This window comes from Microbacterium trichothecenolyticum, from assembly GCF_041938625.1.
Classification (GTDB): domain Bacteria; phylum Actinomycetota; class Actinomycetes; order Actinomycetales; family Microbacteriaceae; genus Microbacterium; species Microbacterium trichothecenolyticum_D.
Window position 1 is genome coordinate 765,867 of record NZ_CP169427.1, and the last position, 18,381, is coordinate 784,247.

General features: G+C 70.1%; 18 protein-coding genes. 5 read left to right on the forward strand and 13 right to left on the reverse strand.

What is annotated here, in order from left to right:
• The first annotated feature begins 31 nt into the window (after positions 1–31).
• Together ACEYYH_RS03535 and ACEYYH_RS03540 are read left to right on the forward strand one after the other, a co-directional pair.
• Positions 32–1,810: a S8 family serine peptidase gene (locus tag ACEYYH_RS03535; protein ID WP_374976913.1), complete on the forward strand. Its 1,779-nt coding sequence runs from the start codon at positions 32–34 to the stop codon at positions 1,808–1,810.
• Between the two features lie 56 nt (positions 1,811–1,866).
• Positions 1,867–4,362 carry a CHAT domain-containing protein gene (locus ACEYYH_RS03540; RefSeq protein WP_374976914.1) on the forward strand — a complete coding sequence of 832 codons (2,496 nt, stop codon included), beginning with the start codon at positions 1,867–1,869 and terminating at the stop codon, positions 4,360–4,362.
• A gap of 211 nt (positions 4,363–4,573) precedes the next feature.
• On the opposite strand, the gene ACEYYH_RS03545 is transcribed toward ACEYYH_RS03540, so the two are convergent.
• A complete protein-coding gene (locus ACEYYH_RS03545; protein WP_374976915.1) occupies positions 4,574–5,344 on the reverse strand; it encodes a LysR substrate-binding domain-containing protein in 771 nt (256 codons plus the stop codon).
• A 35-nt stretch (positions 5,345–5,379) separates the two neighbouring features.
• Between ACEYYH_RS03545 and ACEYYH_RS03550 the strand changes: the two genes are divergently transcribed.
• Positions 5,380–5,778, forward strand: coding sequence for a DUF1304 domain-containing protein (locus ACEYYH_RS03550; protein WP_374976916.1), 399 nt, complete (start codon positions 5,380–5,382; stop codon positions 5,776–5,778).
• An 18-nt stretch (positions 5,779–5,796) separates the two neighbouring features.
• Here ACEYYH_RS03550 and ACEYYH_RS03555 read toward each other — a convergent pair whose 3' ends face one another.
• From ACEYYH_RS03555 to ACEYYH_RS03570, 4 genes are all read right to left on the reverse strand, one after another.
• Complete coding sequence (locus ACEYYH_RS03555; protein ID WP_374976917.1) at positions 5,797–6,366, reverse strand: thermonuclease family protein; 570 nt, start codon at positions 6,364–6,366, stop codon at positions 5,797–5,799.
• 42 nt (positions 6,367–6,408) lie between these two features.
• Positions 6,409–6,816 carry a transferase gene (locus ACEYYH_RS03560; protein WP_159847092.1) on the reverse strand — a complete coding sequence of 136 codons (408 nt, stop codon included), beginning with the start codon at positions 6,814–6,816 and terminating at the stop codon, positions 6,409–6,411.
• Positions 6,817–6,961: 145 nt separating this feature from the next.
• Entirely contained in the window at positions 6,962–8,350 is a 1,389-nt protein-coding gene (locus ACEYYH_RS03565) for an aspartate aminotransferase family protein (RefSeq protein WP_374976918.1), read from the reverse strand.
• Positions 8,351–8,476: 126 nt separating this feature from the next.
• On the reverse strand, positions 8,477–10,045 hold the full coding sequence (locus ACEYYH_RS03570) for a CoA-acylating methylmalonate-semialdehyde dehydrogenase (RefSeq protein WP_374976919.1): 1,569 nt from the start codon (positions 10,043–10,045) through the stop codon (positions 8,477–8,479).
• A gap of 167 nt (positions 10,046–10,212) precedes the next feature.
• Here ACEYYH_RS03570 and ACEYYH_RS03575 point away from each other — a divergent pair, with 167 nt between their 5' ends.
• A complete protein-coding gene (locus ACEYYH_RS03575) occupies positions 10,213–11,799 on the forward strand; it encodes a PucR family transcriptional regulator (protein ID WP_374976920.1) in 1,587 nt (528 codons plus the stop codon).
• Positions 11,800–11,804: 5 nt separating this feature from the next.
• On the opposite strand, the gene ACEYYH_RS03580 is transcribed toward ACEYYH_RS03575, so the two are convergent.
• Together ACEYYH_RS03580 and ACEYYH_RS03585 are read right to left on the reverse strand one after the other, a co-directional pair.
• Positions 11,805–12,218: a type II toxin-antitoxin system VapC family toxin gene (locus ACEYYH_RS03580; protein WP_374976921.1), complete on the reverse strand. Its 414-nt coding sequence runs from the start codon at positions 12,216–12,218 to the stop codon at positions 11,805–11,807.
• Positions 12,215–12,439, reverse strand: coding sequence for an Arc family DNA-binding protein (locus ACEYYH_RS03585; RefSeq protein ID WP_374976922.1), 225 nt, complete (start codon positions 12,437–12,439; stop codon positions 12,215–12,217). The genes ACEYYH_RS03580 and ACEYYH_RS03585 overlap by 4 nt, the downstream gene beginning before the upstream one ends.
• 66 nt (positions 12,440–12,505) lie before the next feature.
• Between ACEYYH_RS03585 and ACEYYH_RS03590 the strand changes: the two genes are divergently transcribed.
• Positions 12,506–12,856 (forward strand): DUF2695 domain-containing protein, encoded by a 351-nt coding sequence (locus tag ACEYYH_RS03590; RefSeq protein ID WP_374976923.1) that lies wholly within the window; start codon positions 12,506–12,508, stop codon positions 12,854–12,856.
• A 9-nt stretch (positions 12,857–12,865) separates the two neighbouring features.
• Here ACEYYH_RS03590 and ACEYYH_RS03595 read toward each other — a convergent pair whose 3' ends face one another.
• The 6 genes from ACEYYH_RS03595 to ACEYYH_RS03620 form a co-directional block, all read right to left on the reverse strand.
• Positions 12,866–13,195 carry a cupin domain-containing protein gene (locus ACEYYH_RS03595; protein WP_374976924.1) on the reverse strand — a complete coding sequence of 110 codons (330 nt, stop codon included), beginning with the start codon at positions 13,193–13,195 and terminating at the stop codon, positions 12,866–12,868.
• Entirely contained in the window at positions 13,192–14,622 is a 1,431-nt protein-coding gene (locus tag ACEYYH_RS03600; protein WP_374976925.1) for an NAD(P)/FAD-dependent oxidoreductase, read from the reverse strand. The genes ACEYYH_RS03595 and ACEYYH_RS03600 overlap by 4 nt, the downstream gene beginning before the upstream one ends.
• 128 nt (positions 14,623–14,750) lie before the next feature.
• Entirely contained in the window at positions 14,751–15,308 is a 558-nt protein-coding gene (locus ACEYYH_RS03605; RefSeq protein WP_374976926.1) for a cysteine hydrolase family protein, read from the reverse strand.
• Positions 15,309–15,336: 28 nt separating this feature from the next.
• Complete coding sequence (locus tag ACEYYH_RS03610) at positions 15,337–16,257, reverse strand: ABC transporter permease (RefSeq protein WP_374976927.1); 921 nt, start codon at positions 16,255–16,257, stop codon at positions 15,337–15,339.
• Positions 16,254–17,204: an ABC transporter permease gene (locus ACEYYH_RS03615; protein ID WP_374976928.1), complete on the reverse strand. Its 951-nt coding sequence runs from the start codon at positions 17,202–17,204 to the stop codon at positions 16,254–16,256. The genes ACEYYH_RS03610 and ACEYYH_RS03615 overlap by 4 nt, the downstream gene beginning before the upstream one ends.
• Positions 17,197–18,381 carry an extracellular solute-binding protein gene (locus ACEYYH_RS03620; RefSeq protein ID WP_374976929.1) on the reverse strand — a complete coding sequence of 395 codons (1,185 nt, stop codon included), beginning with the start codon at positions 18,379–18,381 and terminating at the stop codon, positions 17,197–17,199. Before ACEYYH_RS03620 ends, ACEYYH_RS03615 begins: the two co-directional genes overlap by 8 nt.

Below are 18,381 nucleotides of genomic sequence, written 5' to 3' on the forward strand. Positions count from 1 at the left end.
GCCGCGGCTCCCATGTGTGTGAGGAGAAGACATGCCGAAGGGCGAGAGCAGGCAGCGGCGCACCTGGCGAGAGCGAGAGGTCGCGGGTGAGCCGAAAGGCGTCGTCCTCGACCCGCGCCGTGAGCCGGTCCCCGGCTTGCAGGCTTACGACACGGTCTACGTGCCCGGGCACCTGGTGATTTCAGGAGACCCCGGCGCCGCCGAGGAGGCGCTCAAGGGGGCGGGAGCAAAACTCGGCTGGGACGTGGAACTGGAGTCGCTGCCGAGCGGGAAGGGCACGGCGGCGCTTTCGCGCGCCCGGATCGTCCAGGCGCCGAAGGAGGGCCGCGACGACGAGCCCGTGCCGCCCGTGGACGCCTGGCGCCTGCTGCAGCAGGCACGCCGGGACGTGCTCATCGCCGAGCGCATGGGTGTCGAACCCCGCAGCCTCGCCCGTCGCGAGGCCGGCGCGGAGGATACTGACTCCACCGCCCGGGCCGCCGCCACGCGGAGCGTGTCACTGGAAGCGGCCATCGCGAACGACCCGCCGCACCGCGCCGAAGCCGCGGCGGAGTCCGACGTCAAGGCGCGCAGCGTGAGGGCCACCGACGACCCGGTGCTGGCGCAGGTGAGCCTCGACCACGTCCTCGGGGTGGACCCCATCGACATGAATCCGCATGGGCGGACGAATCCGCACGGACGCACGAACCCGCACGGCCGGACCAATCCGCACGGCCGGACGAACCCGAGCGGCACCGACGGCTATGCGTACCCGGGCTCCGGCGGGCTCGAGCTGGTGACCTTCATCGGCGCACCGCCGGTCGACCGGCACACGCTCGCGGAGGGCGGGCGGCGGCCGGTGATCGCCTTCGTCGACACCGGCTGTGGCGAGCATCCGTGGTTCACGGCGCCGGACGGACGGCCCGTCGTGCGCACGATCGATGCCACCGACGGCTCCGGTGTCATCGGCGTCAACGACCCCGCGACCGACCCCGAGCGCTCCGGCGACCTCGCCGGTCCCCTCGACGGCTTCCTCGATGATGCCGCAGGGCACGGGACGTTCGTCGCGGGCGTTCTCCGTCAGGTGTGCCCGGACGCCGAGCTCATCGCGATCCGCGTGGCCGACAGCAACGGCAGCGTCCTCGAGACCGAGCTCATCACGGCGCTCGAACAGCTCGCCGACTGGATGGACGCGGGGACCAAAACCGACCCCCATGACCTGGACGTGCTGAACCTCTCGCTCGGCTACTACCACGAGACCCCGGAGGACGGCCGGTTCAGCCTCCGCCTGTTCGACGCGCTGCGGAACCTGCGGTCGAGAGGATGCGTCATCGTCTGCTCGGCGGGCAACGACGCGACCGAGCGTCCCACCTTCCCCGCGGCGCTGTACAACTGGGGCGACCCGCTCCTCCACTTCGACGAGCCCAGCGGAGGAGCGAAGCACTTCGCCGTCGGTGCGCTCAACCCGCAGCGGACGTCGGTCGCTCTGTTCAGCAACATCGGAGACTGGGTGAACCTCTATGCGCCGGGCACATCGGTGCTGAGCGTGTTCCCCTCCTTCGAGGGCGGCCTGCAGGCCGGATCCCGCAACGACCGCGGCCAGCGCCGCCGCCAGAGTCTCGACCCGGACGACTTCGACAACGGCGACGAGGGCGGCTTCGCCGTATGGAGCGGCACCTCGTTCGCCGCGCCGTATGTGGCAGGAAGCGTCGCGGCGAAGCTCGCCCCGCGGCTGATGGCTCCCACGGTCGCCGGCGGCGGGAAGGACCCCGTGGAGGAGGCCATCGACGCGATCACGGCGTTGGACCGCTCGCGGCTGCCCGTCGGGTAGCGCCGGAGGCGGGTCCGTCATGGCCCCGCGGGCGCTCTTCGCGCCATGATTGCTCCATGGGGACTCGTGTCGACGCGGCCGCGTCGTACGCCCGTGGGGTCGAGCTCGCCAATCTCGGTCGCTACTCCGACGCCCGACGCGCGCTCGCCGAGGCGAGCACGGCGGCCGAGCGTGACGGCGACCGCAACCTGATGGCGCGCATCGTGGGCACGACGGCGTACGTGCTCGCGCGCACCGGCGACGTGGATGCCGGCGAGCGACTGTGTCTCGAGGCGCTCCTCCAGGACGGGCTGGACGATGCGACGATCGCGCAGCTGCACGGGCAGCTCGGCGCTCTCGCACTGGAGCGCGGTCTCCTCGACGACGCGGCCGCATGGCTCGACAAGAGCATCAGTGGGCTCCGGGACGAGCCGGTACGACAGGCCAACATGAGGATCAACCGCAGCCTCGTCGACATGGAGCGCGGTCACCTCGAGATGGCGATGGCCGACCTCGCCGCCGCCGAGCAGGCCTACCGCGAGGCCGGCATGACGACCGAGGCGAACCTCGCCGTGCACAACCGCGGGTACACCTTGATGCTCGCCGGCGATCTCGTCGCCGCCCTGCAGACGATGCAGTCCGTCCGGGAGCCGCTGGACGGTGAGTCCGAGATGTGGGCGGCCGTGAACGAGCTGGACCGCGCCGAAGTGCTGCGTGAGGCCGGCCTCGTGACGGAGGCCGAGCGGAGCCTTGCGGCGGTATCGGAAGCGTTCGGACGCCATCGTGCGCCGCGCGATCGCGCGACGGCCGACTACAACCTCGCCCGGTCCCTGCTCAGTCACGACCCGGCTCGCGCGGCGCGTGCGGCGGCCGCTTCTGCGCGGCGCTTCGCTGCGATCGGAAGTTCGGGCTGGGCGGTTCGCGCCGAGGCGATCGGCCTTCGCGCGCGTCTCACGCTGGGGCGCGTCGACCGCACCGGCGGCCCGGTGCGAGCCGGGCGGCGCCTGCCGCCGCGCACGAAGGTCGCCGAGGTCGTCGCCGGACTCCAGGCTCACGGATTCAGCTCCGAGGCGGAGGCGCTCAGGCTCACGGACGCGCTGGCGAGACTTCGGACGGATCGGCGTGCTGCCCCGCCGGTGGCGCGCGTCGGGCGTCGCACCCCGCTCGAGGTCGGCCTCCTGGCACACGAATTGCGGGCAGCGTACGCCGCCGTCGAGGGCCGTGAAGCAGCTGCCCGGCGCCACGCGGCGGCGGGTCTTGATCTCCTCGACCGCACCCGCCGTGCGGTGGGCAGTCTCGACATCCAGGTTTCCGCCTCGATGAGGGGGGCTGGACTCATCACGACGGGGCTGGCGTCGGCACTCCGGTCGGGCGATCATGCCGCGGTCTTCGAATGGTCGGAGCGAGCACGTTCGGTCAGCGGATCCTTTCCACCGCTGCGCCCGCCACCCGACCCCGAACTCGCGGCCGATCTGGCCGAGTTGCGCGTCCTGCGCACCGCGGCGCCCGACGGCGATTGGCTCGCCACGCCACGGGCGGCTCTGCTCAGCGACCGCGCCCGTCAGCGGCAGTGGTCGCAGACAGCCGCCGGCGAGCTGCGAGTCCGTGCGACTCTCCGTGACGCGATCGCCGAATTGGACGCCGGCGATGTGCTCGTGTCCTACGTGTTCGACGGCGTCGAGCTCGCTGCGCTCGCCGTCTCGCACCAGGGGACAGAGCTGGTTCGGCTGGACTGGGCTGCCGCCCGGTCGGCGCTGAGAGGCTTGCGCGCCGACCTGGACATGGCCGCCACGGTCACCGCCGGACCGATGGCAGCGGTGGTGCGCCGCGGGCTGGATGACCGTCTCGCGACGCTGTCCCGGATTCTGTGCGCACCCGTCGACGCACTGTCGGGCGCCGAGCGGATCTTGATCTCCGCCGCGGGCATCCTCGCCGGCGTCCCGTGGATGATGCTCCCGGCGATCGCGCATCGCCCGCTTTCGGTGGCGACCTCGGTGACAGCCTGGATCGCGCAGCGCTCGCGCGGGGCTCGTGCGCCGAGCACCGCAGGCTTCGCCGTCGGGCCGCGCGTCGCTCGTGGAGAGGAGGAGGTCTCAGCGGGCTCCGCCGCATGGAGTCGTGCGGCGGTGAAGGCCGGTGGCGACGCGACGGTCACGGAAGTCACCGCGCTCGCTGCCGAGGTGGACGTCCTGCATGTCGCCGCACACGGCCGGCACGCGCTGGACAATCCCATGTTCTCCGGCCTCGAACTCGCCGACGGAACGCTGTTCGGGTACGACATCGATCTGATCCCACGCCTTCCCTCGACCGTCGTGCTGTCTGCGTGCGAGGTGGGTCGCTCCTCCGTGAGATGGGGCGAGGAGGCGCTGGGCATGACGCGGATCTGGCTCCATGCCGGCGTTCGGAACGTCATCGCGGCACCTGTCATCGTCGCCGATGACGCGGCGTGCGAACTCCTCGCCGCGATGCACGAGAGCCTCGCAGCGGGCATCGCGCCCTCGGAGGCGCTGGCCGCAGCATCCGTTCGCACCGGCATCGTGGCCCCGTTCCAGGTGCACGGCGCGGGTTTCTGAGATTTCCTCGAGATCCGTGTATCAGGACGGATGCCGCGGGCTCCTGGTCATCGGAACGGCTTGCGCTTCGCCGACGGGGGTCGGAGAGCGCTGACTGAAGACCCGCTTGGGGACGCAGAATCGATCGCGGGTCTTCGCCGCCGATCCTTGAGGGGTGCTGCACAAGACTGGGGGCGGCACCCCTCGTTCCCGCGCTCTCGCGGAGTGCGGTTCATCCCCGCGACGAGTTCGCGGTGCGGCCGCGCACGATGCCGACGAACGCCTCGACCGCGGGACTGGTCCGTTCGGCGTCCCACGCGAGCGCGACCGTCGAGAGCGGGCCGCCACGGAGCGCGCGGTAGTCGACGTCCTTGCGGTGATGCAGCCGCGCGACCGACATCGGCACCACCACGATCCCGACGCCTGCCGCGACGGTGGCGATCGCCTCGCCGGTGTCGGCCGGCGCGGCGAACTGGGGCATCACCGTGCCGGGAAGATGGATGCCGAGGACGTCGTCCTGCGGGACGATGAGCACTTCGCCCACGAGATCCGCGGCGTCCAGTTCCTCGTCGGCCGCGGTCAGGTGCGAGTCCTTCGCGCACACGACCACCGGGACCTCGTCGTACAGCGGGATGACGTGGAGGCCTTCCTTGTCGAGCGGCAGACGGACGATGGCCGCGTCGATCTCGCCGTCACGGAGCGCCCGACGCTGATCGGCGACGGCCAGCGGTACCAGTTCGAGGGTGGTCTGCGGCATCCGTTCGTTCCAGATGTCGATCCACTTGCCGGGAGTCGCGCCCGGGATCGCGCCGAGCGCGAACGTCGCGGGCATCGCGGGCTCGACGGGAGGTGCCGGGGACGGGCCGGGCGACGGCTGCGGCCGACGCTGCTTCGCCGGCTGGGCCTTGCCGGGCTTCGCCTTCGGGGACCCGGATGCTGCGCCCGGACGCCTGCCCGATGCGCCGCGTCCTCGTCCGCCTGTGCGCGACCCGCCCTTCGCCATGCTGTTCAGCGTAGCCGGGGCGATATGGTTCGCTCATGGTGACGATTGTGGCTACGGTCTTCGCGGCGCTTGCGGCGCTCCTTCACGTCTACATCTTCGTGATGGAGAGCGTCCAGTGGACCCAGCCGAAGATCTGGAAGCGGTTCGGCGTCGCCGATCAGGCGGCCGCCGACACGACGAAGTCGATGGCGTACAACCAGGGCTTCTACAACCTGTTCCTCGCCATCGGCGTCGTGATCGGGCTCGTCCTGCTCTTCGCGGGCGCGGACACCGCACCGGTGCAGGCCGCGGGGCTCGCGCTCGTGCTGTTCGCCCTGGGCTCGATGGTGGCAGCGGCGCTCGTGCTGCTCACGACCGGGATGCGGTACCTGCGGGCGGCGCTCATCCAGGGCACACTGCCCCTCATCGGGTTCGTTCTCTTCCTGTTCGCGTGACCGCGTTCGTCTGACGGTTCAGCCGCAGGCGCCCCACTGCCCCGCGGACGCGGCGACGGCGGCGGCCTCGAGCGAGCGCAGCAGGGCCTCCTGGGTTCGGTTGGGCGAGTACACCTCAACGCGCGCGTCGCCCTGCGCGACGAGTTCGCCGTTCACGAAGCGGCCGTCGGGCGTCCAGACGTAGAGCAGCGTCCTGCCGTACTGGTCGTGCACCTCCGCGTCGGGAGCGACCCAGATCGTCGACGCCACGGGGACCAGCGAGGTGAGCTTCGCCGTCGCTTCCGCGGCCCAGCAGTCGAGCTCGGGGGATGTCTCGGGGGTGTCGATTCCCAAGAGGCGCACGCGCGTCGACTCGAGATCGCCGACGACCGCGTTGGGGGTGGCGACGCGGGCGCGCAGCGTGTCGCCGTCGTGGACGCTCTCGACCGTCATCTCGAAGGCGTCGGCCGGGATCCCGGGCATCGAGACGGAGGCAGGGGGAGTCGTCGGTTCGACGTCGGGGGCGCCGTTTTCGCGCCCGATGAACCACCAGTACGCGGCGCCCGCGATCACGAGCAGCAGCAGGCCGACGAGGAGGCGTCTGATCACCCCGCGAGCCTATGCGGTGGCGCCGACGCGCCACCGCGGAACTCAGGCGGCCAGGCGGAGCCCTCGCTTGTCGGTGGCGACGCGCTCGCCGTCGGCGATCGTCTCGTCGTCGCCGATGAGCGAGCCTCCGGCCACACGGGCGTCGTGGCCCACCTGGGTGCGCACGCCGATCTTGGCGCGCGGGCCGATGGCCGCGCGCGGCCCGATGTGGGCGTGCGGTGCGATCTCGGCGTCAGGCCCGATGACGGCATCCGTCTCGACCCACACGCCGCGGCCGACGTGCGCGCCAGCGGCGATCTGCACGCCCGGTTCGACATACGCCCCCGCTTCGACGATGGCGCTCGGGTGCACCTTCGCTCCGTGCGCGATGAGGCCACGACCATTGACGTGCTTGCGGTAGCGCAGCGTCTCGCCCTGGTCGTTCTCGATGTCGATGTAGTTCTTGCCCACGTTCCCCTCCTGGAGCAGCACATGGTGCTGAGTACAGAAATAACGGTGGGCGGAAGTGATTCATTCCCACGCATCGGAACGATTCGGTCACAGGCGTGAAACGGCCCCGCGTCCTCATGGACGCGGGGCCGGAAACAACCGCTGATCAGCGCGAGACGTGCTCGTCCGCGGCGGAGAGAGCCCGGTCGATGACGTCCAATCCGCGCACCAGCTCGTCCTCGGTGATCACCAGCGGAGGCGCCACGTGCACACGGTTGAAGTGGGTGAAGGGCCAGACGCCCTCGCGCTTGCACGCCGCGGCGACGGCGGCGATGGGCGCAGCATCCGCCCCGCTCGCGTTGAAGGGCACGAGCTGCTCGCGGGTCTCGCGATCCTTGACGAGCTCGATCGCCCAGAAGAGGCCCCTTCCCCGCACATCGCCGACGGACGGATGCCGCGACGCGAGGTCGCGCAGCCGCGGCCCGACCACGCGCGAACCGAGGTCGCGCACGCGATCGAGGATGCCGTCGCGCTCGAACACCTCGAACGTGGCGACTCCCGCCGCGCACGCCAGCGGGTGACCCGAGTACGTGAGTCCGCCGGGGAACGACACGGTGTCGAAGTGGGATGCGATCCGGTCGGAGATCACGACGCCGCCGAGCGGCACGTAGCCCGAGTTCACGCCCTTCGCGAAAGTGATGAGGTCGGGCTGCACGTCGAACGCCTGGAATGCGAACCACTCGCCCACGCGGCCGAAGCCGACCATGACCTCGTCGGCGATGTAGACGATCCCGTAACGGTCGCAGAGGTCCCGCACGCCGGCGAGGTAGCCGGGCGGCGGCACCAGCACGCCATTCGTGCCGACGATCGTCTCGATGATGATCGCGGCGATCGTGGTGGCGCCCTCCAGCACGATGGTCTGCTCGAGGTGCTCGATGGCGCGCTGCGTCTCCTCCTCGGCGCTCGAGGAGTGGAACGCCGAGCGGTACGGGTAGGGGCCGAAGAACTTCGCGGTCGAGCCGTCGGCCGGCTCGTTCGGCCAGCGACGCGGGTCGCCGGTCAGGGAGATCGCGGTCGTGGTGTTGCCGTGGTAGCTGCGGTACATCGACAGCACCTTGCGGCGGCCGGTCACGAGCCGCGCCATGCGGACGGCGTTCTCGTTGGCGTCGGCGCCGCCGTTCGTGAAGAACACCTTGTCGAATCCGTCGCCCGCGACCTCCGCGATGCGCCGGGCCAGCTCGCCGCGCACGTCGTTCGCCATGGACGGCTGGATCGTCGCGAGACGGCCTGCCTGATCCTGGATGGCGCGGACGAGATCCGGATGCTGGTGCCCGAGGTTGAGGTTCACCAGCTGCGAGCTGAAGTCGAGGTAGGAGTTGCCCTGGTAGTCCCAGAAGGTCGAGCCTTCGCCCGCCGCGATGGGCAGCGGATCGATGAGCGCCTGCGCGCTCCACGAGTGGAAGACGTGACCGCGGTCGTCCGCGCGCACGCGCGCCTCGGCCTCGGGATCGGGGAGCGGTCGCGTGGCGCCGGTCAGGGTGAGTGTGTCTGTCATGCGGGGGGTCCTCTCAGAATCCCGGTCGTTGAGCGAGCGAGGAACGCGGTCGTTGAGCGAGCTTGCGAGTCGAAACGCAGAGTCGAAACGCTCTGAGCCCGGCGCGCAACGCCCGGTGCGGAAGGGTCAGTTGTTCTGGGGGAAGCCGAGGTTGATGCCGCGGGCTTCTGAAAGGCTGCGCGTGGCGGGGTCGAGCCAGCGGCTGGTGATGGCCTTCTCGCGGGTGAAGAAGTCGAATCCGTGCACGCCGTAGGCTTTCGCGTCGCCGAACAGGGACTGCTTCCAGCCGCCGAAGGAGTGGTAGGCGACCGGGACGGGGATGGGCACGTTGATGCCGATCATGCCGACCTCGACTTCGTTCTGGAACCGGCGGGCAGCGCCGCCGTCGTTGGTGAAGATCGCGGTGCCGTTGCCGAACTGCCCGGAGTTGATCAGCTCCAGTCCCTCGTCGTACGACTGCACGCGGACGACGGAGAGCACGGGTCCGAAGATCTCCTCCTGGTACGCGCGGCTGGTGGTGGGGATGTCGTCGATGAGGGTGGGGCCGAAGAAGAACCCGTCCTCGTGCCCGTCGACGGTGTAGCCGCGGCCGTCGACGACGATCCTCGCGCCGTCCTGCTCGGCGATGTCGACGTAGCTGGACACCTTGTCACGGTGGATGTCGGTGATCAGCGGGCCCATGTCGGGCTCGACACCGTCCACGCCCGCCCCGTTGCCGATGCGCAGCTTCGCGATGCGCTCCTGGATCTTGGCGATCAGCTCGTCGGCGACGGGCTCTACGGCGAGCACCACGCTGATGGCCATGCAGCGTTCCCCGGCGGCGCCGTAGCCGGCGTTCACGGCCTGGTCGGCGACGAGGTCCAGGTCCGCGTCGGGGAGCACCAGCATGTGGTTCTTCGCGCCGCCGAGCGCCTGCACCCGCTTGCCGTGCTTGGACGCGGTCTCGTAGATGTACTGCGCGATCGGCGTCGACCCGACGAAACTGATCGACTGCACCACCGGAGAGGTGAGCAGGCCGTCGACGGCGAGCTTGTCGCCCTGCAGCACCGTGAACACCCCGTCCGGCAGGCCGGCTTCCTTCCATGCCTCGGCAAGCCACAGCGCGGCGGACGGGTCCTTCTCGCTGGGCTTGAGGATCACGGCGTTGCCGGCGGCGATCGCGATCGGCACGAACCACAACGGCACCATCACCGGGAAGTTGAACGGCGAGATCACCCCCACCACACCCAGCGGCTGCTTCAGCGAGTACACGTCGATCCCGGTCGACGCGTTCTCACTGAACGCGCCCTTGATCAGGTGCGGGAACCCGGTCGCGAGTTCGACCACCTCCTGACCGCGGAGGATCTCTCCCATCGCGTCGGAGAGCACCTTGCCGTGCTCCGCCGTCACGATCTCCGCCAGCTCCCGCTTGCGCGCGTTCAGGATCTCCCGGAAGGCGAACAGCACGGCCTGGCGGCGGGCGATCGAGTAATCCTTCCAGATCTGATAGCCGCGCTCCGCGGACGCGATCGCCTCATCGATCTCCGCCTGATCCGCCAGCGCCACCCGCGCCGACACCTGACCGGTCGCCGGGTTGTACACCGGCGCGGTGCGCCCGGAGGTCGAGGCGCGCTCGGCGCCGTCGATCCAGTGCGAGACCACCCGCACATCTGCATCCGTGCTCGCGGTGGCGACGGCGCTCTCGGCAATGCTCATGGGTGCTCCTTCTCGGCGTCGGACAGATCGTGTGGTGATCCCTTAGGCTTGACGGGTCCCAGCCTGTCAGAGAAGAAGAGGCGGCCACGGTGCCCGACCGTCGCGAAGATCGCACGATCCACACGGATCGTCCGACAGATCGATCCGCAGATGAGATCCTCCCGACCGTGCGCGACGTGATCGCGCTCGAGGCTGTCGCGCAGGGTGTCCCCGAGGTGCTCGTCGGCGACGATGCGCTCGATGCGCGCGTGCGATGGCTGCACGTCTCCGACAGTGCGGGGGTCGCGCGCCTGCTGAACGGCGGCGAGATGCTCCTGTCGACGGGGTCGTCGTGGCCGGCCGAGCCTGGAGACCTGCGTCGGTTCATCGACGAGCTCGCCGACGCCGGACTCTCCGGGCTCGTGCTCGAGCTGGGCACCCACTACCGCTACGTTCCCGCCGTGGTCGTGGAGGCCGCCCACGCACGCGGCCTCGCCCTCGTCGTGCTCCACCGAGAGCTCAAGTTCGTCACGGTCACCGAGGCCGTCCACAGCCGCATCATCACGGGCCAGACCGACGCGCTGCGCGCCCGCGACGAGGTGCGCGAGCGCTTCACGGCACTGGTGCTGCGCGGATCGCCCGCGGACTTCATCGTCCACCAGCTTGCGCAGACGCTCGGCGCGCCGATCGTGCTCGAGAACCTGGGCTACGAGGTCGTGGCCGCCGAAGTGCCGCTGGCGATGGAGGAGGAGCTGTTCACCGAGTGGGAGCTGCGGTCGCGCTCCGCGCACCGGCGCTCCGAGCAGCGCCGAGAACGCGCGATCCCGGCCGGCGCGGACGACTGGCTGATCGTGCCGGTCGAGGCACGCGGCATCCGCTGGGGAAATCTCATCGCGCTGCCGGGGCCCGAGCACCCCGCGGGACGCGCGGCCGTGCTCGAGCAGGGCGCGATCGCCCTCGCGGTCGGCCGGCTCGCCGACGGCGATGCCGATGAGTGGGCGCGCATCGGCCGGCGTCGCCTCGTCGACGGGCTGCTCGCCGGACGCTTCGCGGGTGTCGGCGGTGCGGCCGCCCGACTGGAAGCCGCCGGCCTGCCCCTGCGTGGCGGCGCCAGGCTCTACGGGCTGGTCGTTTCGGGCGCGCCTGTCGCGGTGGAGCGAGCGGATGTGGCAGCTCGCGCCCTGCGAGGGCGCGCGCTGGCGGGCTCGGCGCCGGCGGGCGTCGTCGCGCCCGCGGCCACGATGCTCGTCTCGCTCCCGCCGGACGCCGTGTTCGACGATGCCGCCGTGGTCGCGTTCGTGCGCGCGCTCGTCGACCCTGCGGACGTGGAGCGCGTCACGGTGTCGGTGGGACGAGGCGCCGAAGGCATCGACGCGGCGCTCGCCTCGGTGCACGAGGCGGTCGATCTCGCGGGTGGCCGGCGTCGGCGCGCGGGACGCGGTCCGCACCTGCGGCGCGCCGAGAACCGACCGCTCGTGCAGCTGGTGACCGCCCTGCGCGACGATCACCGCGTGCTCGAGCACGGCGAGCGAATGCTGGCACCGCTGATCTCCTACGACCTGTCGCGGTCGGGCGACCTGCTCGACGTGCTCGAGGCGATGCTCGCTCACCCGGGCAACCGCACCGCGGCGGCTGGGGCATCCCATCTGTCGCGGTCGGTGTTCTATCAGCGCATCGCGCTCATCGAGGAGCTGCTGGGGTCAGATCTCGACGACGGCGAGACCCAGACTGCGCTGCACCTGGCGCTGCTGGTGCGGAGGTCGGCAGGACGCTGACGCCTTCAGGTGTTGGGAGACTGCCACGGGTCGACGAGCTCGATGCCGAGATCCTCGAAGTCCCTCGTGTTCCGCGTCGCGAGCGTTGCGTCATGCACTGCCGCGATCGCTGCGACCATCCCGTCCTCCACCGAAAGCGGGCGCCCGGCGATGCGCCGTGCCTCGTGCATGCGCGCATACATGCGCGCGGCATCCTCATCGAATGAGAGCACACGGCTTCCCGACAGGACGGAGTCAATCGCCGCGATCAGCCTTTCGCGGCGTGCCCCGTCCGGGAGCCGCCGGGCGCCGACCAGGAGTTCGGCCACGGAGATCGCGGTGACCGCTGCTTCCGTCTGCGCCTTCATCCAGGCGATGACCGCAGCGTCCGGGCTCGCCCGAATGGGCTCGGAGAGGACATTCGTGTCGAGGACGATCACGACAGATCGAGCTCGCGGGGGGCACTGCGCGCGGGAAGCTCGAGGTCTACGGCGAGACTGTCGGCCGCATCGATCCAGTCGACGATCATGCTGCTGCGCGACACCGCGTCCGTCAGGATCGCCCGCGCTTCTGCCTCCATCGAGCGCCCGTGCGCGGCGGCGCGCTCCCTGAGTCGCTGCTGAACAGCGTCGTCGAGATTGCGGACGGTGATGGCACCCACGGCTGCTCCTTCCGATGCTGGCAATGCTAGCAGTTCGATGTCGGAGGCCGGCGGCAGGCTCTCGCCATGGAATCAGCCATCGACATCCAAGCCGAAACGTTCGTCCGTGACCTTGCCGCCGCCATCGTCGCACCGCGGGAAGGTGAATGCCTCGCGTGCTACCTCGATCGCGTTCTGCGCGACGCGCCCTGCGACGGCTCGCTGCGCCTCTCGCGCACGTATCGCGACGCGCGGGCGCCGCGTGCCGTCGCGCTCGAGGACCGCCTCCAGGACGGAGGCGGATTCTGCGACTGCGAGGTGCTGATGAACGTCTACTGGGCCAAGTCCGATGAGATGGCGCCATGCAGCGGGGCGAGGCGCGGGTCCACGAAGCCGTGCGACCTCTGGTTCCGCCGCAGACGTGGTGACCGGTGGTGAGACCCGAGCTCAGCCTGCGATGTAGACCTTGCGGAGCGTCTCGCGCACTGTCCAGACGGTGCGCATCCCGGCGGTCAGGCGCGCCACGGAACCCGCGCGCAGCTCGATCGACTCGAGTGCGGGATCGTCGAACGACACGGTCGCCGAGCCTGACAGCACGACGAAGACCTCGTCGACCTCGACGTCGGTCGACGCGCCCGGCGTGTGCTCCCACACTCCGATGTGCTCGGTCAGCTCGGCATAACCGGTGGCCGGGGCACCCTCCACCACCTGTTCGGCGGGCAGCGGCTCGAGGTCGAGCGGGAGGGACGCGGCATCGGTCACGATCCCGGGGTTCACGAGTCGAACCCCAGGCCCAGCGCATCGAGCGTCTTCAGCAGGAGGTTGCGCCTGCCCTTGTTGTGGTCGGCGCGGTCGAGCGACCAGCGGGTCGCGTTGATGCCCATCGACGCGACGGGCTCCGGCGGGAACGGAAGCGGGCGCTTGCGCACCATCTCGAGCTGGGTGCGTTCGTTCTCCACCCCATCGAGCAGGTCGAGCATGACCTCGCCGGCGAAGCGGGTCGATCCGACGCCGAGCCCCGTGAAGCCGGCGGCGTACGCGACGCGACGGTCGCGCGCGGTGCCGAAGAACGCCGTGAACTGTGTCGAGGTGTCGATCGCGCCGGCCCACTGGTGCGTGAAGCGCAGTCCCTCGAGCTGCGGGAAGGTGGTGAAGAAGTGGCTCGCGAGCTTGGCCCAGGTCTCGGGCCGGTTCTCGTACTCGGGATTCATCTTGCGTCCGTACCGGTAGATCGCGTCGTAGCCGCCGAACAGGATCCGGTTGTCCTTCGTGATCCGGTAGTAGTGGAACTGGTTCGCCATGTCGCCGATGCCCTGGCGGTCCTGCCAGCCGATCGACGTGAGCTGGGCCTCGGTGAGCGGCTCGGTCATGAGCACGTAGTCGTACACGGGAACCGTCATGAGCCGGTTGCGCTTGATGAGCGACGGGAACACGTTGGTGCCGAGCGCGGCACGGGATGCCTCGACCCGCCCATCGGCGGTCATCACGACCACGCCCGGTCCGCTCGTGTCGAGCCCGGTGACGTGCGAGCGCTCGAAGATCACGACGCCGCGCTCCTCGCAGACGCGCGCGAGCTCGGCGGCCATGCGCGCGGGGTGGAGCATCCCGCAGGCGTTCTTCTCCCATACCGCAGCGAGGTACGTGGGGGAGTGGACGGATGCCTGGGCCTCGGCACGGTCGAGATAGACCACGCCCTCCTCGCCCTCGGCGGCCCACTCCCTCAGCCACTCCACCTGATGGGGCTCGATGGCGGGAGCGAGCTGTCCCGTGCGCTCGAACTGGAAGTCCATGCCGAAGCGGGCCTCCGAGGCCTCGATCGCATCGAGGTTCTCCTGCCCCAGGCGGTCGAGCGTCGGCATCTCCTTCGGCCAGCGGGCCATGCCGTTCTCGTGGCCGTGGGTGAGGCTGGCCTCGCAGAAGCCGCCGTTGCGCCCGGACGCGGCCCACCCCACGCGCTGCGCCTCGACGACCACGACCTTCGTGTCGGGGTCGCGCTCGGTGGCGAGCAGGGCGGTCCACAGGCCCGTATAGCCGCCGCCCACGACGACGAGGTCGGCGCGATGCGTGCCGACGAGCGGGTGCCGATCGGGCAGGAGGTTTTCGGGAAGGTCGTCGCGCCAGAACACCGAGTGCCTCGTGTCGGCGAGGGAGTGCTGGACGACGGATGCTGCCGGCCGCTGTCGTTCGAAGACGGTCGTGCCCACGGTTATCAACTCCGATGCGGTGTGTGGTCCTCCCATCCTCACCCGTCGGCCGTGCCCCGGCAGGGCGTGGCGTGTCGGAAGTTGCCCGGCGGACCGGACAGGTTGTCGCAGCGACGCCCCTGCGGGTGTCAGGCCCCGACGAGTTCGCCCACGAGCGCGTCGACGTCGGCGACGCGGGCGTACGTGCCGTCGAGCGCCGCCATGAACGCCAGGTGCACCTGGGCGCCCGGCACGGTGCGGCCGTCGTAGGCGAGGTCGGGTGCGGCGCAGGCATCCTGTGCAACGGCGATGCGGAAGCCGAGGTCGGACGCCGCACGCACGGTCGCATCGACGCACATGCTCGACATCATGCCGGCCACGACGACCTCGTCGGCGTCCGCCGCACGCAGCAGCGACTCGAGCCCCGTGCCGAGGAACGCGTTCGGCTCGTGCTTGACGATGACGTGCTCCTCGCCGTCGGGCGCGACCCGCGGATCGAACTCGACCCCGGGGGTTCCGGGGGCGAAGAACGCGGCATCCGGTCCGTCCCACACGTGCTGCACGTGCACGACCCGCTCACCCGACGTGCGGAAGCCGGCGAGCAGTCGCGCGGCGGCATCGGCGGCGGCGTCCGGGTCGATCAGCGGATGCCGCCCTCCCGGGAAGTAGTCGCGCTGGATGTCGATGAGGAGCAGGAGTCGGGTCACCGGAACAGCATAGGGTCGCGCAACCGGATCAGCCGCCCGTCATCGTGCGGGCGATCTGCGTCGCGGAATCGCCCGCACGCTTGAGCACGAGGGCGACGAGGGCGAGCGCCACGAGGGTCAGCAGCAGCATGATCGTCGACACGGCCGCGATCTCGGGACGCAGACCGGTCCGCAACGCGCTGAGCACGTACACGGGCCACGGCGTCGTGCCCGACACCTGGACGAACGCCGCCACGATCGTGTTGTCGAGACTGAGCGTGAACGCCAGCAGGAAGCCGGCCAGCACCGCCGGCATCGCGAGGGCGAGCGTGACGCGGCGGAAGGTGGTGAACGGCTTGGCGTAGAGGTCGGCGGATGCCTCCTCCAGCTGCGCGTCCTGCCCCACCAGCCGGGCGCGCACGATGTACGACACCACGGCTGTCGCGAACAGCGACGATCCGACCGACAGCCGCACGATGCCGTCGTTGAACATCGTGATCCCGACGTCCTGTCCGAGGAACACCATGAAGGGAAGCAGGGCGACCGCGTCGACGATCTCGGGCGTCACCGACACCAGGAGCAGGAGGCCGAGGAACCACCAGACCCATTTGCCGGGGTGGCGCGCCATCGCGATGCCAGCCAAAGTGCCCAGCGCGGTCGCGATGATCGCCGCGATCAGCGCCGTGATGAGAGAGACCCGCACGGCGTTCTGGATCGCCGGCTTCACCAGGATCGACGCGAACGCGTCGAAGCCGAAGCCGTCCCACACCGCCAGCAGGCGCCCGGTGTTGAACGAGTGGACGACGATCACGATGATGGGCAGGAACAGGAAGAGCATGACGAGCACGCCCCACACGCCGAAGGCGATGTCCGACCACGACTTGTGCTCGCGCCGACGGGGTACGGCACCCTGACGGGTCCCGCGCGCCTCCGCCTGCAGGATCGTCTCCGTCTCGGTCTGCGTGGTCACGTCGTCACCTCCAGAACAGCTGCGGGCGCAGCATCCGTCTTCGCCGTCTCGGGGGCCGGCCCGAGGACCAGCCGGTTGCGTGAGCGGAACGGCAGCGCGACGAGCCAGATGATCACGGCGCACACCCCGATCGTCACCATGATCAGGAGCATGAGCAGCACCGCCATCGCCGATCCCAGGGCCCAGTTCTGCGCCGTCTGGAACTGCCCGGCGACGAGCTGACCCACCATGTTGCCCTTCGCCCCGCCCAGCACCGTGGCGGTGATGTAGTCGCCCATCAGCGGGATGAACACCAGCAGCACCCCGGCGATGATGCCGGGCTGCGACAGCGGCAGCGTGACGCGGAGGAAGGTCGTGATCTTGCCCGCCCCCAGGTCTTTGGAGGCCTCGCGCAGCGCCGGACCGACCCGGTCGAACGCGACGAACAGCGGCAGGATCATCAGCGGCAGGTAGTTGTAGACCACGCCGATGATCACCGCGGTGCGCGTGTACAGGATCTCGAGCGGGCCGTCCAGCACCCCCATGCCCTGCAGCAGGGTCGACATCCACCCCTCGGGGGCGAGGATCACCTGCCAGCCGATCGTCCGGACGAGGAAGTTGGTCCAGAACGGGACGAGGACAAGGGCGATCAGGATGCCTCGGCGCTGCGGCTTGACCTTGAAGGCCATCCAGTACGCCACCGGGGCCCCGATCGCGAAGCAGAGGACCGTGCCGATGATCCCCACCCACAGCGTGTTCGTGAACGTCGCGAGGAAGGTGGGCGAGATCGCCTCGACGTATCGGTCGAGCGAGAGGATGTCGTTCGCGTGGGTGCCGAAGACGCCGGGTTTGTAGCCGAAGCTGAACCACACCACCATCGCGACCGGCGCGACGAAGAAGACGAGCAGCCACGCCCAGGCGGGGAACGCGAGCGCGGGCCCCACCGCACCGGTGGCGCGATTACGCACCGGCGGCAGCCTTCACCTCGTTGTAGATCTCCACACGCGTGCTCAGCGAGTCGTTGAGCACCTGCTCGTGCATGGTCTCGAGCTGCTCGGGCGTGAAGAAGATCATGTCGAGACGCTCGACCTCGGCTTCCTCGGCCGCCGCCTGCATGTCCTTGCCGCCGACGTTGTAGCCGACCCACTCGAGGTTCAGCAGCTGGTTCTCGGGGACCATCGCGAAGTTGATGAACGCGTGGGCCGCCTCGGGGTGGGCTGCGCCGGTCGCGATCGCCCAGTTGTCCATCCACAGCTCGGTCTGCGGGCCGGGGAGGACCCACTGCCAGCGATCGGGCTCGGACGACTCCTGGATGCCGAGCCGCGCGTCGCCGTTCCAGGCCATGAGCAGGGCGTGCGTGCCCTGCGGGATCGTGTTCGCGCCGGCCGCGGAGTCGAAGGCCGCGACGTGGGGTGCGATCTTCTCGACGAGGAACGCACGCGCCGCCTCGAGCTCGTCGGGGTCGTCGGTGTTCCAGTCCAGGTCGTTCGCCCAGAAGTACGACCCGACGACGCCGGCAGGGTCGTCCGACATCGCCGTCTTCCCGCTCGCCTCGTTCTGCGCGGCATCGAAGTAGTCGGCCCACGTGGTGAGCTCGCGGGTGATCACCGTCTTGTCGTAGACGTACCCCGTCGTCCCCCATGCCTTGCAGACCGAGTAGTCGTTGCCCGGATCCCACGCGCGGCCGAGGAACGCCGGGTCCATGTTCGAGATGTTGGGGAGCAGGTCCTTGTTGAGCTTCTGCAGCAGTCCCTGCTCGATCATCTGCGGAATGAAGACGCCCGTGGGCACGACGATGTCGTAGCCCGACGTACCCTTCGCCGCGACGAGCTTGGCGATGAGCTCCTCGTTCGACCCGTACGAGTCGAGCGTGACCTTCGGTCCGAGCTCGGCGGTGAACGCCTCGACGACCTCAGGGGCGTCGTACTCGGCCCACGTGTAAACAGAGAGGCTGTCCTCGAGGGCGCCGCCGGTCGCCTGCGGGGCGGGCGAGCCGCTGCCGCCGGGCGCGCAGGCCGCCAGGACGGTGGCACCACCGGCGAGCGCGGCGAGACTCAGGAACCGCCGACGCGACAGCTCACGCGCGATCAGGGGCGCGGCACCCTCGGGAGCGAGGATGCGGAGCGGGGTGCGTGGCTGAGTCAT